Annotated in this window: 11 protein-coding genes; all 11 read right to left on the bottom strand. The window is 65.9% G+C overall.

Annotated features, from left to right (window positions below; genetic code table 11):
• Positions 1–10: 10 nt before the first annotated feature.
• From B5G34_RS08550 to B5G34_RS08500, 11 genes are read right to left on the bottom strand one after another with little or no spacing between them, the layout of a single operon-like run.
• On the bottom strand, positions 11–739 hold the full coding sequence (locus B5G34_RS08550; RefSeq protein WP_087336098.1) for a hypothetical protein: 729 nt from the start codon (positions 737–739) through the stop codon (positions 11–13).
• A complete protein-coding gene (locus B5G34_RS08545; protein ID WP_087336095.1) occupies positions 736–1,326 on the bottom strand; it encodes a DUF4255 domain-containing protein in 591 nt (196 codons plus the stop codon). The genes B5G34_RS08550 and B5G34_RS08545 overlap by 4 nt, the downstream gene beginning before the upstream one ends.
• 18 nt (positions 1,327–1,344) lie before the next feature.
• Entirely contained in the window at positions 1,345–3,831 is a 2,487-nt protein-coding gene (locus B5G34_RS08540) for a hypothetical protein (protein ID WP_087336093.1), read from the bottom strand.
• A 31-nt stretch (positions 3,832–3,862) separates the two neighbouring features.
• Positions 3,863–4,261 carry a hypothetical protein gene (locus tag B5G34_RS08535; RefSeq protein ID WP_087336091.1) on the bottom strand — a complete coding sequence of 133 codons (399 nt, stop codon included), beginning with the start codon at positions 4,259–4,261 and terminating at the stop codon, positions 3,863–3,865.
• Between the two features lie 16 nt (positions 4,262–4,277).
• Positions 4,278–6,860 (bottom strand): hypothetical protein, encoded by a 2,583-nt coding sequence (locus B5G34_RS19390; protein WP_087336089.1) that lies wholly within the window; start codon positions 6,858–6,860, stop codon positions 4,278–4,280.
• Between the two features lie 38 nt (positions 6,861–6,898).
• Positions 6,899–7,630 (bottom strand): hypothetical protein, encoded by a 732-nt coding sequence (locus B5G34_RS08525; protein ID WP_087336088.1) that lies wholly within the window; start codon positions 7,628–7,630, stop codon positions 6,899–6,901.
• A gap of 43 nt (positions 7,631–7,673) precedes the next feature.
• On the bottom strand, positions 7,674–9,452 hold the full coding sequence (locus tag B5G34_RS08520) for a hypothetical protein (RefSeq protein WP_087336086.1): 1,779 nt from the start codon (positions 9,450–9,452) through the stop codon (positions 7,674–7,676).
• Entirely contained in the window at positions 9,445–10,551 is a 1,107-nt protein-coding gene (locus B5G34_RS08515) for a hypothetical protein (RefSeq protein WP_087336084.1), read from the bottom strand. Before B5G34_RS08515 ends, B5G34_RS08520 begins: the two co-directional genes overlap by 8 nt.
• 27 nt (positions 10,552–10,578) lie before the next feature.
• A complete protein-coding gene (locus tag B5G34_RS08510; RefSeq protein ID WP_087336082.1) occupies positions 10,579–12,648 on the bottom strand; it encodes a baseplate J/gp47 family protein in 2,070 nt (689 codons plus the stop codon).
• Between the two features lie 37 nt (positions 12,649–12,685).
• On the bottom strand, positions 12,686–15,604 hold the full coding sequence (locus B5G34_RS08505; protein ID WP_087336080.1) for a baseplate J/gp47 family protein: 2,919 nt from the start codon (positions 15,602–15,604) through the stop codon (positions 12,686–12,688).
• Positions 15,601–16,020, bottom strand: coding sequence for a GPW/gp25 family protein (locus B5G34_RS08500; protein ID WP_087336078.1), 420 nt, complete (start codon positions 16,018–16,020; stop codon positions 15,601–15,603). The genes B5G34_RS08505 and B5G34_RS08500 overlap by 4 nt, the downstream gene beginning before the upstream one ends.
• Positions 16,021–16,043: the final 23 nt, after the last annotated feature.

Below are 16,043 nucleotides of genomic sequence, written 5' to 3'. Positions count from 1 at the left end.
CCTTCTCCTCTCACAGTGAAATGGTCTTCTTGTTTTCCCCCGGCTCCAGGGTCAGGCTGGCAATTAGGCCCTTTGTCTCCGAATAGAGCTCCAGCTTGCAGGCAGACCGGAATGCAGCGGACAGACTGCCATCCGGCCCGGTGTGATAGCACTGGGCGGGCAGCAGGGAACGGCTGCGGCTGTGAGTCCGACTCAGGGGACGGGCCACCGTACCCATTTCCTCCGCCAGCTCACGGAGCAATACGATCTCGCTGTCTTCCCCGTCGGCGATCAGGTAGGGTCCCGGCGGAACCTCGTCGGGCGAGCCTTTGCAGTAGATCCGGAACTGATCGCTCCCCGCCTCCGCCTTTGTCTGGGCGATCTTCAGATCCCACCGGGCGGGAACCGCCAGCCAGAACTGCATCCCGGCGGCGGGGCCTCCACCCTCCGTCAGGGTGAGCGCCAGCCGAGTGACCGCCTCCCGGAAGGGGTAGCCCTCCCCCGGCTTCATGGCGGCCTCCAGCTCCTGGGTACCCCCGTCGGCCTGGAAGTCCACCCACTCCTCCTGGTAGCCGTGGCTGTGCAGGGCCAGCCGGTGGGGGCCGGGGGCCAGATCCAGCAGCACCAGCAGTCCCCCGGGTTTGGACAGGGGCCGCACCGGCGCTCCATCCAGGGTACACACCAGGGCGGAACTCTCCAGAGGCTGGCCGGTGTAGCCGTCCCGCACACGGCAGACGGCGCTGGCGTGCATGGTGATCATGATCCCACACCTCCCGGCTTCTGCTGGGTGTCGATGGTGACGTCGGTGACCCGGCTGAACCGGCGCTCCCGCTTGGAGTCGATCTCCACCCCGGTGAGCAGCACCACAAAGGACAGCTTATAGGTGGTGGAGTTGTTGTTCCAGATCTTCAGCAGCTGGTCCTGGGTGGTCTTCTCCAGCACCACATGGATTCTGGCGTTCTGCTCGGCCAGGGACCCGCTGAGATACTGCTGGTCGATGACCGGGTGGTCCCGGAGCACCTGCAGGGCGGCCCCCACCATGCGGTACTGATCGGCCTCCTTCAGCTGGGCGGGAGCCTTGGAGTGGGCGGTGACCAGAAAGCGCAGGTTATACCGGGTGGGGCGTACCCGCTCCACCTCCCGGCTCACCTGGTAATAGCCGCTCTGGGCCCCCTGGGTATCCTCCTCCACCTGATAGAGGTAGAGGGTGAGCTGATTGTTTTCACTTTCATGGGGGGAGCAGAGGGCAATGAGCTCCCGGTTGCCGATGGGCTCCGGCGTCAGGGTGTCCCGAAGCATCTCCACCAGGGCGTTGCCCGCCTCCACCAGCGCGGTATAATCCGCCATATCTCCCGCTCCCTTCTCTCAAGATCCCTGGGCCGTCTCCGTGGGGGACGGCTCAGGCGACTGCTGGGTCTCGGTCTCCTCGGGGGCCTGGGTCTCCTGCTGGATGGCCTGGGCCGCTTCCTCCTCCTGCCGCCTCTTTTCCTCCTCGGCCTGGCGGGCTGCCTCCTCACCCCGCAGGATCTCGCTCTGGAACAGGGTCCCAAAGGTATCCGACATCCAGTCGTACTTCTCTGCCACCCAGCCTCCGGAGAGGGTGTTGAGGCTGTTTGCCTGGTGGGCAAAGGTGCCCATGGCCTGATAAAGTGCGGCAATGGCTTCGTCCCGGGCACACTGGGCGGCATACAGTGCCGCCTTGTCCGCCGTCCCTCTGGCATAGGCCTGGGTGACCTGATCCACCTGACCGGCGGCATCCACCGCATCCTCCCGGGCGGTCCGTACCGCCTCATAGGACAGGCCCAGCTCCAGCACCGCCGATTTGACCTGCCGCTCCAGCGACGCGGCATCCACCTCATATCGTCCGGCAGCCACGCTCTGGGCGTAGGTCACAGCCGCACTGCACAGCCCCGACACATCCATCTCCACCGGGTCAAAGGTGAGGATAACGGCCTGGAGGTCGTAGTTTGCCGGGTCCAGCTTGCACAGCTCCTGCACGGTAAGACTGGCCTGCTCCTGTGCCGTACGGTACTGGGCCAGCCGGCGGTCCAGTTCGTCCAGGTCAGCCTGGGCCTGATCCACTGCCTCCTGGCTCCCCTGGCCCCGCTGCAGCATGGTCTGGGCCTCTGCCAGCGTCTGCTGCAGGAGGGGCTGGCTGGTCTCCAGGCAGGCGGCCATCTCGCCGTAGCTATAGAAATCGATGAGGGCGTCCATCAGGTCCTCCCCATCCTGGGCAGTGAGCATCAGGCCAAGCAGCCGCTCCACATCCTTCTCAGAGGCGGCGGCGCTGCCTCCCGACCCGCTTCCGCCGGAGGCCCCTCCCGCCCCATCCAGGGCGGCCAGCAGCCCGTCCAGCCGCTCCTGGGCCTGGGCCGAACCCGACTCCACCGGCAGGCCGCCGGTCTGGGTCATGTCCCGGCTCCAGCACAGCTGGACCGGGGGCTGGCTGCTCTGCTGGCTGAGCAGGTTGCACACATAATCCTCATAGCGGTACTGCCGCTGGTACCAGTCTCCCCCTACCGTGCCGTTGGGCTGGAGAACGCCTCCCTGGAGCACGCTCTCCTCCGGCTGGCTCTCCCGGTCCTCCACCGCCCACAGCGCGGCCTGGGAGCCGCTCTCCCAGGGCAGCAGCTCCGCCCAGATACTGTCGTCCTCAGGGGCAAACCACAGACGGTAGACCTGGGCCTCTTCCTCCTCCTGCTGATAGCTGCACAGGGCAGTCAGGCCCAGCGTGGTATGCTCTATCACAAAGCCCATCTCGCCGTCCTGTTCGGTGAGCTCCGCCTCCCCAAAGGCCTCCCGCAGCTGGGCGGCGGTAAGACTCAGCAGCCAGGCGCCGTCCAGGGTGCCCTGGTCGAACTCCCCGGCGTAGACCGCCTTGCCGCTCTCGGCGTACAGGGTGCCGTACCCGTCTGGGGTCAGATCATCTGCCCCTCCATCATACCACAATTTGCCTTCCTGATACCACTGAATTGCTCCGGTGGTTTTTCCCGCGGAAAACTCCGCCCGAATCTGATCGCCGTCACTGCGGTAAATGGTACCGCTTCCCTCATACAGTCCCTCGGCAAAGGAGCCCTGATAGCACATCCGCCCCTCCTGGTCGTACTGGGTACCCTCTCCCTCGTACAAACCGGCAGCAAAGCTGCCCACATAGGACCGGGTGCCGTCGGGGTAGTAGGCAGTGCCCTCTCCCTCATAGAGGCCGTCCACAAAGGTCCCCTGATAGTACTTGACCCCGTCCTCGTAGGCCACGCCCGTACCGTTGATCTGTCCGCCGGAGAACTGACCCTGATAGACCAGCACGCCCCCCTCATAGAGGGTGCCGTCGCCGCTGCGCTGGCCGTCCACAAAGTCTCCCTCGTAGCGCAGCAGGCCCTCCTCGTCGTACTCCTTTCCCTTGCCCTGGAGCAGTCCCTCCTCCAGGGTGCCCTGGTACATGGGGTTCTGCTTTGCCTCGTCATAGTAAACGATGACCCGCCCAGACCAGTCGGCCAGCCGCTCATCTCCCTGATAGAACTTGGCCACGAAAAAGTGGCTGAGCAGGAAGGGCCAGACCACAAAATAGATCAGCAGCCCCAGCAGGATCAGCCCCACCGCCAGCAAAATGAGGAAGGACTTGGAGATAAACAGGCGCTGGGTCTCGATATAGTCCGCCCGCTTGGTGGGCTTCTTGACAGCCACCGCCGCTCCCTGGAAGGACTTGGTCGCCACCTTGGTGGCATGGCGGGAGAAGTTGGTGATGCGGCGCAGATAGGACCAGGCCCCCACCAGCTTCCGGGTAAAGAAGGCCCGGATGGTGCGGAAGAAGATCCCGAAGGAATTGGTCAGTTGTCGCAGCAGATAGCTCAGCAAAGGAAGTCCCCCTATGTATGGTCTGGCGGGCTCAGCGCCCGAAAATTCCCAATCGGTTCAGCAGATAGATCCCCACACCGATGGCTGCCACCACGGCTATGACAGTGACCACCCGCAGCACCTGCCGCTTCCGGTAGCCCTCCATCACATGGAGGGGCTGCACAGGAGAGCGGCGCACATATCCGTCGGGCGCCGGCCGGACCGGTCCCGCCGGTTCCGCCGTGGTCCGGCCGGGCGGCGGCGTGCGCCCTCTCCGGCGGCCGCTCCGACTCCGCAGGGCTGCCTCCCCCTCGGTCATGGCCCGTCCGGCCCAGCGGCTGGCCTGGTTGACCAGACTGGTCTCCCGGCGCACATTGCCTCTTACCCGGGCGGCCGCATTGCGGGCGGCTGCCTCGGCCTGATTTCGAATGATATCAAATTGTGTGGCCATGGATCTTCGCCCTCCTTCACTGCCCGGAATCCAGACTGATCTCATCCTCCGGCCGCTTCTCCAGCCGGTCGGCCAGATACAGGTAGTACCGGGCGCCGCCGTCTCCCGTGTTGTGGTGGACCAAATTGAGGAAAATACGCTTGGCCTGGGAGAAATCCCGGCTGTACAGGGCATACACACCCTGGGAGAATCGCTCCCCCGTGTCCTCCTTCACCTTACGGATCTCGAAGGCGTCGCCGTCAAAGATCTCGTAGGTCCGGATGGCCTGGCCGCCCTCCATGCACTTGCCCATGTACCGGCTGCCGTAGCCCCGGGCCTGCCGGATCACCGCCTCGGTACACAGGATGTTGGCCTCCAGCCGTCCGCACAGCTCCACCAGATGCTTGGCCACCGAGAAGCTGGAGGAGATAGAGGCGGGCTCCAGCTGGTTCTCGTCTCCCACCACGCCCAGCATCACATTGCCCTCATCCAGGGCGATGCGTACGGCGACGGGGGGGCGGCCGTTCAGCTCTCGTTCCCGGTTGATCTCCATGATCACCTGCTGCACCGCCACCGCGGTGCTCACCGCCGCGGCGCTTCCCCCTTCAAAAACGGCGTCATAGCCGTCATAGGCAAAGTTGAACACCGCGCCCCCCTTCTGGGTGACGATGGAGGCGGTGCGCTCGATGATCTCATTGATGTTCTCAAAAAGCTCCCGGCCGCTGCGCTCATACACCTGAGCCGGGAAACGGAACCACAGCATCATGGCCGCCAGATCCCGGGAGACAAAGGTCTGTTTGTCCACCTCCTGGATGGTGGTCTTGCCCAGCAGGGAAAGTACCCGCTCGGGCACGAACCGCCGGTAGGACTGGGCCAGCTCCTGCTGCTGGGACTCCACATCCTGCATGGCGGCAGACAGGGCGTTGACGTCGTCGGCCAGACTGGCCAGTTCGTCGCCGCCTCCCACCCGGACCCGGACCTGCCGTCTGCCGGCCGCCAGCTGCTCCATGCCCCGCAGGGACTTGCGCACGCCCAGGGTGATCCAGCACAGAATGGCCAGGGTGAGGGAACTCAGCAGGGCCGCCAGGGCCACCAGCCCCCGAACCATCCATTGGGTGGCTGTCCTGCCCGCCTCCAGCAGTGGGCCGCCGTCCACATCCACCGCCAGCAAGTACTCTCCCAGAGCCTGATAGAGCACATAGCGCACCTGCCCGCTCCGGCTGTCTGTCCAGAAGAGGCTGTCCTGGTCCATGGCCTGCTCCGCCCGGATCCGGTCAAAGCTGGCCGTCAGCTCCCCCCGGAGACCACTTGCCTGTCCCGTATTGCTCTCCGTCAGGACCCAAGCCCCTGTCTCCGACCGGGTATAAACCGATACGGCGGCGTCCCGGTACAGCTCCGAAGCGCCGGCCAGACTGCCGCCCAGCTCCAGTGGCAAACCCTCCCCCGGTTCCATGTAACCTGCGGTCTGTACCGCAAGGGCACGCATCAGGGAGTCCGCCTCCCGTTCCGCCGTCTGCCGGCTGGCTGCGTCCACCGGTCCCTGCACCAGCGCGCCGGTCCCCAGAACGGCCACGGCCACCACCAATGCACCCCAGCGCACCAGCATGGGCAGGCGGAACCGGCGCTGCTCACACACCGCATACCACAAAACCACGGTGATCACCACAATCCCCAGAGCCAGTCCCGCCAGCTTCAGCGCGCACTGGGCCGCCGAGGGATAGAGCATCCTGCTCAGGTCGGACACCGTACTGCCCCGGTCCAACAGAAGGGTATCCCCGTCCATGAGCAGCAGGACATCCCCCTCCCGGGTGACCCACAGATCGGTACAGCGGTCCAGGTCATAGGCCTCCTTCTCCAGGGACAGGATGGGATAGGGGCTCCAGTCGGCAAAGTCCGTATAAAACACCTCAAGACCGGCACCATCCACATAGCAGAATCCTGTGCCAGCCTGCGCCAATTCTATTACAATCTCATTTCCCTCCAGGGGAATCACCGTTCCGTCCGTCCGGACCAGTCCCTCATCCCCCGCCAGCACCTGGGTGCCATCGGACAGGGCCAGGGCCGCCTGCAGACCGTCCTGGGTGCAGGTCTCCACCTTCTCCAGGCCGCCGGTGGCTCCGGTCCGCCGGTAGAAGGTGGCGGTATCCTCCTTCATCACCGCGAAGGTAACCACGCTGTCCACCTGGGAGAAGCTGGACAGCTCCACCGCCGCCATCTGCTCCCGGAGGTTGTCTCCCGGACAGGACTCGCTGAGCAGCAGCTCCGCCGTCTCCCCCTTCTGGGTGATCCGATAGAGCTGGAGGGTGGTGTTCTCCCCAATTTCATACAGGCCCAGGTAGATGGCGCCCCCCGCCGCCGGAAACAGAACGGCGGGTACCCCCTCCTGGGGCAGTTCTTCCGCAGTTAGACGCCAGCGGGCGGTCTGCTTTCCGGTCTGATCTCCTACCGCCAGCACATAACCCTGCCGGTCCCGGCCCAGCACATAGACGCTTCCCTCCGCGTCGGCGGCAGCCAGCAGGTAGCGGGCCTGCCCCTTTCCTGTACGGAGGATGGAGATCTGCTCCGCCGCGGTCTCCCGGAAAAGGAGGGCGGCGGCGCCGCTGAGCAGCGCCAGGATCAAGATAAATATGCTCCACCGTTTTACCTGTTCCGTACCGATCACCTCGCCTTCCGCCGGGCGGCCCGCCGTTTTACGCGGCCCACCAGCAGGGAGCACCAGCGGCGGACCACGTTCTTCTTCTGCAATGCTTCACAGGCGGTCCGGATCTGCTCCTCCCGGCTCCGCCACAGGGCGTACAGCTGCACCGGACTGGTGCAGCGCCCCTCCTTCAGTTCATCCAGGAAATCCAGTTCCTCTCTGGGGGAGCTCCAGCGGGGCCGCAGGATCTTAAAGGCCTGGTCCCCCGCCAGATAGGCCGCCTCCCGGGGATTCATGTCCTCCATGGGAACCATGTGGTGCCGCAGACAGATCTGCCGGTTCGTCAGATCCACCCGCACATTCTCCGACAGCAGCAGGGCGCAGGCCATCTCCGCAGGCAGGTCGGCCAGGTTGAGCACCTGCTGGAAAAACTGCCCGGCGTAGTGCATCCGGTCCTCCCAGCTGTGCCGGTCCCCCTTGTAGAAGACCTGGTCGATGGGGACCCCGCCGCAGTCCTGGAAGACGGCCACCAGGCTCTCCCCCTCCAGGAACATGCCCTGGAAGGCCGCGCAGCCCTCCAGCCGGTCAAAGCAGGAGAGATACCGGCGGAGAAGGGGGCCCTCGTAGAGATTGAGCAGACAGCCGCCCATCTCCCGGTCCAGGATATCCACCGCCTCCGCAAAGGCGTAATCCTCCCGGCTGTCGGCCACCCGGACCACCTTATAGCGCTCCCGCACCAGCATGGCATCCACGGCGTTTCCCCCTCTCCGCCGGAACTGGTCCGGCTCTTCTTCCTTACTCCACGATAACAAAGGCACTGGCGCTCACCGAGTCGTCCGCCCCGGACACCGCCACGATCTCATAGGTGCCGGGCTGCTCGGGGGCCTGGTAGAGGCCGTTGCGGTCGATGACGCCGCCGTTGTCCTCCTTGACGCTCCAGATGACACTCTTATCCTCGGAGCCCACCACCTCGGCCTGGAACTGCAGCTTCTCCCGGCAGCCCAGCCGGGAGAACTCCGGCGTCACGGTGAGGCTCACCCGGCGCTGGGACAGGATGCGGCTGGTGTCCCGCTCCGGCTTTTGGGCAAAGTAGTGGACCCGAATCAGATTGCCGTCCACCGTATCGTGGAGCCACAGGCCGATGCGCATGGTCCCCCGCTCAGGATAGACCAGGGCGGCCGCCTCCACCCAGGGGGGCGCGCATTTCATGGACTTATGCTTGAACACCTCGCTGTTGCCGCACAGCAGGGCGATCTCCTCCCGCTCCTTGTCCACAAACTCCACGCTCAGCCGCACGTCCACCGCCCCGGCCCCCAGGCCGTGGGCAATCTCTTGGGAGAAGACCCGGCTGTTCACCCGAATGCCGCCGGGCATGGTCAGGTCCACGGTACCGTGGGCCACGGCGTAGTCGTACTGCTCCGGGGAAGGGATGCCGAAATCCAGATGGAGGGCCCCGGAGGAAGGCTGGTATACCGCCTTCACATCGGGCTTCTGCCAGTACTCCAGGCTGCGCACCGAGGTGGTCACCGTAAACTCCCCGGCTGCAGAGCCCTTGGCCGCCCCCTCCGTCTTTACACTCTGCTGGAAGGGCAGGCTGGTCACGCCTCCCACAAAGACCCCGCCGGCAGAGTGGATCAACTCCAGCTTGGCCAGATAGAGAGGCAGGTCCCGGCCCCGCAGGTGCCGGCTCAAATCATCCAGCCGCATGCGGCGCAGACGGCAGTCCTCCTGGTCCCGGCACAGGTGGACGGCGGCCTCCACGTCCAGATAGTTCTTGTAATGATGGCTGCCCAGCTCCACGTTCAGCTCGCAGCCGTTGGGGAAGAGCCGGCTGTCCACATCACTGAGGGCCTTGGCCCGCAGGGGGAACTCCACCGTGTAGACGCACCGCTTCTCCTCCCGGCTCTCCCGCCAGGCCAGGCGCACCCGGCCGTTGTCGCTCTCCACGAAGGTATTCTCCCCCTCCAGGGAGAACTGCACCGGCGGGGTGTTCTCGTTCTTCACCACCAGCACCTGAACCTGGAACTCCTCCCCGGCACACAGGGTGGAGGGGACGGAGAGCACCAGAATGAGCTCCTCGCTCTGGTAGAGCACCGACACATTCTCCCGGCCCTCGGTCTCCAGCAGGCTCTGGTAGGCGGGGGGCTGGGCGGTGAGGAACAGACGGAAGCCCTCCCGGGTCAGATCAAACTGCCGCTGGGAGCCCACTTCGGCGCCGGTGGCATTTACCGGCTCTACATCCTGCTCATCGTAGGCCAGGCACAGATAGGCGTCCTGCTTGCCCGCCAGGGTCTCCTGCCCCTCCAGCATCTGGAGCTTGCGGAAGAGTGCCTCGGGGACGATGATCTCCCGTCCCTGGTAGTCCAGAGCCATGCCGCTCTCGATCATCAGGGTGGACTCATCGCTGGCGGTGACTCCCAGGCCGCACACCACGCCGGCGCCGTGGACCAGCCGGTTGAGCAGCTCCCGCTTGGTGCAGTGGTAGCGCTGCTCCACTTCAAAGTCCCGCACCGTGAGCAGCTTCCCGTAAAAGTACCGGTTGCGCTCAAAGGGGAAAAAGTTGGCGTTATTCATGGTTGGCTCCTCCAATCGTGGTGTCGTAGTGGATGGTGGCCTGCTCGTCGATCACCGCCGGCACATAGCCGCCGATCCGGGCGTTAATGCCCAGGTAAGTGTGCCAGTCCAGCTGGACACAGGGCTTGAGCTGGATCATCTGCATGGTCATCCCGGCGGGAATGACTTCCTCCATGTCCCGCTGGAACTGCTCCCGCTCCTTCTGGCCGGAGAAGGTGTCCTCCGGCAGCAGGACGAAAAACCGGTAGGGGTCCTCGCCGTACAGCCGCCGGTAGAGCACCGGGTCCCGGCAGTCGGGCCGGTTGGGGGAGACCTGGAAGGGCTCGATGAGGATAGGCTCCCTTCCGGTGAGGCGGCGTACGCTGCGCCGCACCCCCTCCACGGTGTACAGCTCCTCGTAGTCGGGCAGGGCGGTGGAGATGCGCTCCCGCAGCTCCTTCTCGCTCTCCCCCCGCTCCACGCACACCCAGGAGGCCAGATACCGCAGCAGGTCTCCCTCCGCGTGCCGGTAATCGGCCTGCCCGGAGAGGGCGTCGATGGCCCGGTCCATGTCGGCGTACATACTGTCAAAAATGGACAGGAAGCGGTAGGTGAAGTCCTCCCCCTGATAGATGGCTGGGAGGTAATCGGTCATGTGGTCGCCGCCCATCCACAGCCGCAGCTTACGGATCACCGGGGCCCGTGCTCCGGTGGCTGTCAGCTCCAGCATGAGCCATAAATAGCGGCCGGTACAGGGCAGCAGGCAATCTCCGCTCTCGGAGACCGGCGGGCCGAAGATCTCCCGCAGGGCAGGGACCGGGTCCCCCTCCAGGGTGCGGATGCCCTGGTCCAGGTCGGACCAGTCCCCCCACCGGCGGGTGTCGGCGGCCCGGGCGTAGATCCGCAGGGCGGTGTCCGGCGGCAGATCGGCCTCCACCGCCGCCCGGCCCCAGAGAAAGCCCGTCTCCCCGCTGTCCACCGCCGTCAGGCAGTACACGCCGGTGGACGCCCGGCCGGGATCCAGGCGCAGGCCGTCCTCCCAGGGCTCCACCTGGAAGAAGTACCCGCCCATCCACTGCTCCGCGCAGCAAAATACCATCTGTGCCTGGATCGGCTCCATACCGCGGTTCCCTCCTTATCCTCGTGATCAGCGGCCGCTGCCCGGCTGGGGCAGCCGCTCCACCCGCAAACGCTCCAATCTGGGAATGGCCCTTCTGGGAAGACGGATGTCTCCCTCCTCGTTCTGGTAACAGCCCGGGGCGGCGGTGCGCAAAGTAGCCTCCCGGACCTGAAGCACGCCGGGGGCGGCCTGGACCAGCGCCAGGGCGTCTCCCGCCCGCAGGGTGCCGCCGATGCCGTTCTCCGCCAGCCAGGTAGAAAAACGCTGCCGGAGATCTTCCTCCATCTCCTCGCTACCCCCCCGCAGGACCACCTCCGCCTCCAGGTCCACATAGACCGGCGGCACCACCTTCACCTGGGTACCGATGGGGCGTACCCGGTCCATCTGTGCCTGCACCGCCTCCAGGAAGCGCCGGTCGGGCAGGGGGCGCTCGCCCGCCCCCGCCGGCACCGCCACCACCGTTACGGTGGGCAGGCGGCTGACCCCGGTGGGCTCCTCCGGGTCATAGCCGGGCAGAGCCCTGGCCGCCGCCACCCGCAGGCCCGGCGTCTCCCGGGCCAGGCGCTCATAATCAGCGGCGGAGACGCACTTGCGGGTGTGGTCCAGCCTCTGCAGCAGCCTGGCCTGGGCCTGCGCCGTGGTCTCTCTGTCCCGGCCGCCCCGGGCGGCCTGACAACAGACCGTCTGACCGTCCTCAAAGGCCAGCTCCGTCCCTGCCGGAATGTTGCCGCCCGCCCCTCGGGTCAGGGCCAGATCGGCCACTAGCACCGCCCCCTCTCCCGGATGGAGCAGGGCGCCGTGTTCTCCATCGCCGAAGGCGATAGTCTCCCGTATCGGGTCGTAGGTAAATACCCGGTCTCTGGGACCGCAGGCATACAGATCGTCTACGCACCGCCACAGAGTGGGACGGACCTGTCCGTCCCGGTCCAGGGTATCGCACAAAAGAACCATGGACTCCGTCAGGGCTACCCGCCCCTTCAGGTCCAGGAAAAACCGCTCGCCGGGCAGCCCCTTGGCGTCAAAGAGAAGCCTGCTGCTGTGGACTGCGTCCAGAGCCACCACCAGCACATTGTCCTCCCCGTCCTCAAGGGCGGCGCCGGTATCCATCTGAATCACCCGTCCATCCTGGGTTGCGGCGGCCTGCCACAGCCCGGTCTGCTCCCAGCGCTCCTTGGTACGGAGAAAGACCGCCAACTCTCCGTCCCGGGCCAGCCCATCGGGCAGACAGACGATCCAGTCGGGCCGGGCCGGCGCCCGGAAGAAATAGCTTTTGGCCCAGGTCTCCCGCTGCACCGCGGGCCACCGCCCGGCGGACAGGCCGGACAGGCGGACCTGCTCCTCACAGCCCGGGTCCTCCAGGGTAAGCACCAGCCAGTGCAGCCCCTCTTCATCCGCCGGCCATGTTCCCTCCGGCCGGAGGGTCACATAGCCGCTGACGCTGAGGGCGTGGGTCTCGTCCTCCAGAAAGGTGGGCCCCTCCGCCCCCTGACAGGTCCAGCGGATCAGCCGGGGAACCTGCTCCAGCGAGGCAAAGGGATTGCGGGCTACGCCCGCCGGGGACTCCACATCGAACCACAGCCGCAGATCCCCTTCACCCAACTGGGAAAAGCCGATATACAGCTGAGAAAAGCAGCCGTCCTTTTGGCTGAAGGGCTGGAAGGTAACGTGCCGGTCCTCCAGCAGCGCCCCCACGTCCATCCGCTGTTCCCCCTGGACGATCTGGATGCGGGCCACCGCCGGGCGCAACTCGGGCATGGTCTGCTCCAGTTCAAAGGGGATGCCCTCACGGGTGGTCAGCCGCTCCCCCGCCAGCCGGGCGGGGCTCTCCGGCCCCAGCTCCACCGCGCACCGGGCAGGGGCAGCGGGAAGCCTGGTCACACCCGCTAAATCAAGCAGCTTGCACCGCAGGGGATCGGTGAACTGATTCATGTGGTACTGCTGCATCTCCTTGTACCAGGCCATCAGTTCCAGAATGGTGATCCCCGGGTCGTGGGCGTTGTGGTCGGTCCAGACCGGGCACAGCCAGGGCAGACGGCCCTCCGCCGATTTTACGATCTCCTCATAGGTCTGGTCGTCCAGGTTCCTGGCGTTCAGCATGGGGCCGTCCCTCCCTCTCGTCTCAAATCTATCATCCTTACTCCACCTGGATCAGGTGGAGTCCGCTTCTTACCGTGGCATAGGGGAAGGCGCCGTCCTCCTCCAGAGGCACCACCCGGGGTATGCCGGCCTGATCGTACCAGCCCTCCAGCAGGATGCTGCGGACCAGGCGCACGTTGGGCGTATCCCGTACCGTCTGCCACACCTGGGCAATGCGGATCTGCTGGCCGATCTCCCGCTCCCGCCAGCGCACGTTGATCAGTTCCTCCAGCCGCTGGGCGATGGCCTGCTGGGTGGCGGCCCCCTGGTCGGGATCGGCCATCTCCACCGTCACCGTACTGCTGACGGTGATCACGGTGGAGGCCACCACATGGAGCCGTCCCTCGGCGGCCATGACGCAGTCGCACTGTTGGGACAGTCTGTCATAGATCCGCTGGCACAGGTCCTCGGTGACCCGCCGGCTGTCCAGGTCGCATCCCTCCACCACCACGCTCACATGACCGGGGGCGTAAGCGCCGGAGGCGTCCCGGCTGGGGAAGCACTTCACGTGCCGGGCCTGGGGAAAAGACTGGGAGACGATCTCCTCAAAATCGCTCACACCGGCGGCCCGGCCCCGGTGACGCAGGGCCTTGCTGCCGATGGCGTCCACCTTTTCCGGCGTCAGGCGGTCGGTGCCGCCGCTCATGGGGGTGATGTTCTCCACCCAGCTGATCCGGGGCAGGGCCCCCACCAGTTTCGTGACCGAACCGGCGGGCTGGTTGCCCCGGGTGCCGCCGCCAAACCAGTAGCGCACCCGCAGGTTTTCCTCTCCCTGGGGCGGGACCTGCCCGTGGATGCCGTCACCGAAGGTAATGGTCCCCTCATAGGGGTCCAGGCTGTAGCAACGCTCCTCCGGCCCGGCCAGGGTCAGCTGATCCCGCCGCTGCCAGAGTACCCAGCAGTGGGTGATGATCCGGTCCTCCCGCTCCAGCTCCACCCGGTCCGGCTGGGTCCGGGCCAGCTCCTTCATATCGGACACCGCCAGAGCGTTCACCTCATCCACCCACACCTGTGGGTCCAGCACCGGGCTGTGGAGCAGCTGCAGGGTCTTGCCCGCCTCGTACGCGCCGGAAGAAAAGCGTTCCTCCTCCGCCCGCTCCCGCTGGAGGGCAGTTACGGTATTGAGCCGGATGGCATTGACCCTGGGCCAGCCTCCCGTGTTGTCCAGGTAGGAGCTGCGGGTCAGCCGCAGCCAGCAGCCCTCTCTGCCGAACAGGGTGTGCTGGGGCAGAGGCTGAGACAGGTAGAGCAGCATCATGCCGGGGCTGAGCAGGTTGCGGGTCAGATCCACGGTGCGCACCGGCTCAAACCGGCTGCCTGTCCAGGCCTCAAAGCGCACCTTGTCCTCCAGCTTCACCCGCCCCGCCAGGTCAAAGAACAGGGACAGGGGCATGGCGTTGGGGGAGCGGTCAAAGCGGAAATACATGGCCTTCGGATGCTCCTCCAGTCCCACCAGGGCCGGGAAGGACAGCCGCTCCACCCCCTCGGTCTCCTCCATGCGGACCATGCTGCCGTTGTTTTCTGACTCCAGCCCCTGGACCGGAAGGCCCCGGTCGTAGGCCCAGGTACACCGGGCGTCCTTCAGAAAGGGAACCACCCACCGTGGCGTCATGGAGAACTCATTTTCCACATGGACCACCCGGGCCCGGATGTACCAGCCCAGCTGGGCGTTGACCTCTGTGGGGGTCAGATCGGCGGGCACGTCGAAGACCAGCTCCAGCGGTCCATCCTGCTTGCAGGAGAAGGGATTTCTGCTGCCCGATACCGGCAGGGTATGCCAGCCCAGGCCGTTGAAGTACTCCCAGGCCACCTGGGAAACATAGACGTCGTCGGGCACCACCGCCACCGCGTCCCGCTTGTCGATGATGTGCTGATTGAACTGATAATGGGGCTCCTCCCCGTTCGGATCGGTGACTACCGGCGCCACCTCCAGATGCAGATTCACCCGGGCCCCCCGCTTGCGGAAGACCTGGTCGGCCCGGAAGTAGCACAGTGCGTAGGCGGCAGGCCGTCGGCCGAAGCAGTAGCCCCCCTCCTCCAGATCCAGAGGCACGTCGCCGTTGGACACTCCGTCCACCGGCAGCCAGCCGGCGGGCCGGCTGCACAGGCTGACCCCGTCCAGCAGCAGCGTGCCGCTGCCCAGGCCGCCGGTGCAGGAGATCCGGTAGTGTCCCTCCTCATCCGGTGTAAAAGCCGCCTTTCCCTCATAGGTGAGCAGCAGCCGGTTCCCCTCCGCCCGGACGGCGGTAAAGGGCTCCTCCCCCTCCTGGCTGGGGAAGCTCCACCGGACCAGAGATGGGTCGGCCAGCCGGGCGGCGGTCTCCGCCGCGGTAAAGCCGCCGTCCTGCCGCAGCTCCACCTCCACCTGGCAGGGGCCCGCCAGAGAGAGGGCGTCGTCCTGATACAGGGTAAACCGGTGCCGCTGGAGGTTCTCCCCCTCCACCGGGCAGAAGAAGGGCTGGGACTTGGCCAGATCCAGCTGCTGGATCACCTCCGCCCGGGGGTCCACATAAAAGACCTCCTCCAGCTGGGCCGGGGTGGACTGGATGGGCCGCTGGGTCTCATAGACGATGTGCTCCCGCTCCTCATCCTCGGTAAACACCTGGGTGCCCTCGGGCACCGGCACCGGCTCCTCCACCGTGTCGTGGGCGGTGAACTGAAGCAGACCGGAGGCCGGCATGGGGTCCGGCATCTGAAAGCCGGTCAAGTTGAGAAATTCCGTGTGCAGCTTGCCCGGCACCGAGTTGAAGCGGTCCACCGTCTGATAGAACATCTCCCCAAAGAGGGCCGCCAGAGCGGAGCCCGGGTCGTCCTCCGCCCCTTCGTACCGCCATTCCGGCGTATAGGCCCGGGCACGGGCCGCCACCTGCGCCATGACGGCCTCCCGGTCTCTGGGGTCCAGAACCGGCAGTCTCATACCGCGCCCCCTCCTTCCGAACCCTCCGTGGCATAGAAGGGATACACATGGTTATAGCGGTTGTTGGTGCTGCGCACCGTGTAGCTGATCTGGATCACCACCGCGCCGCTGTGCTGATCCATCTGGTCGCACCAGATCTCCACATCCTTGATGCGGGGCTCCTGCTCCAGAAGAATGAGGCGCAGATCGTGGGAAATGGAATTGGTCATGGAGCTGGAGGCGGAGGCAAAGGCGTAGTCCATGGTGTCGGCGCCGAACTCGGGCCGCATGACCCGCTCTCCCCTGCCGGTACGCAGGATGATGCCGATGGCCTCCCGGATGTCCTCCTCCTGGTCGGACATGGCGATCTTGCCCGTCCTGGGGTCCACCTGGAGGGGAAACTTCAGCCCCCGGCCCAAAAATTCCTTTCCGTTCATCCGCTCCCGCTCCTTTCACCGGC

The sequence above is a fragment of the Flavonifractor sp. An82 genome (assembly GCF_002159265.1).
In the GTDB taxonomy this organism is placed as follows: domain Bacteria; phylum Bacillota; class Clostridia; order Oscillospirales; family Oscillospiraceae; genus Flavonifractor.
Note: the sequence above shows the minus strand (reverse complement) of the source record. Positions and strands in the feature narration are given on the sequence as shown.

What these genes read in the sequence shown, in the direction of transcription:
- B5G34_RS08550 (WP_087336098.1), bottom strand. Translation starts at nt 739, where the DNA reads ATGATCACCATGCACGCCAGCGCCGTCTGCCGTGTGCGGGACGGCTAC.
- B5G34_RS08545 (WP_087336095.1), bottom strand. Translation starts at nt 1,326, where the DNA reads ATGGCGGATTATACCGCGCTGGTGGAGGCGGGCAACGCCCTGGTGGAG.
- B5G34_RS08535 (WP_087336091.1), bottom strand. Translation starts at nt 4,261, where the DNA reads ATGGCCACACAATTTGATATCATTCGAAATCAGGCCGAGGCAGCCGCC.
- B5G34_RS08520 (WP_087336086.1), bottom strand. Translation starts at nt 9,452, where the DNA reads ATGAATAACGCCAACTTTTTCCCCTTTGAGCGCAACCGGTACTTTTAC.
- B5G34_RS08515 (WP_087336084.1), bottom strand. Translation starts at nt 10,551, where the DNA reads ATGGAGCCGATCCAGGCACAGATGGTATTTTGCTGCGCGGAGCAGTGG.
- B5G34_RS08510 (WP_087336082.1), bottom strand. Translation starts at nt 12,648, where the DNA reads ATGCTGAACGCCAGGAACCTGGACGACCAGACCTATGAGGAGATCGTA.
- B5G34_RS08505 (WP_087336080.1), bottom strand. Translation starts at nt 15,604, where the DNA reads ATGAGACTGCCGGTTCTGGACCCCAGAGACCGGGAGGCCGTCATGGCG.
- B5G34_RS08500 (WP_087336078.1), bottom strand. Translation starts at nt 16,020, where the DNA reads ATGAACGGAAAGGAATTTTTGGGCCGGGGGCTGAAGTTTCCCCTCCAG.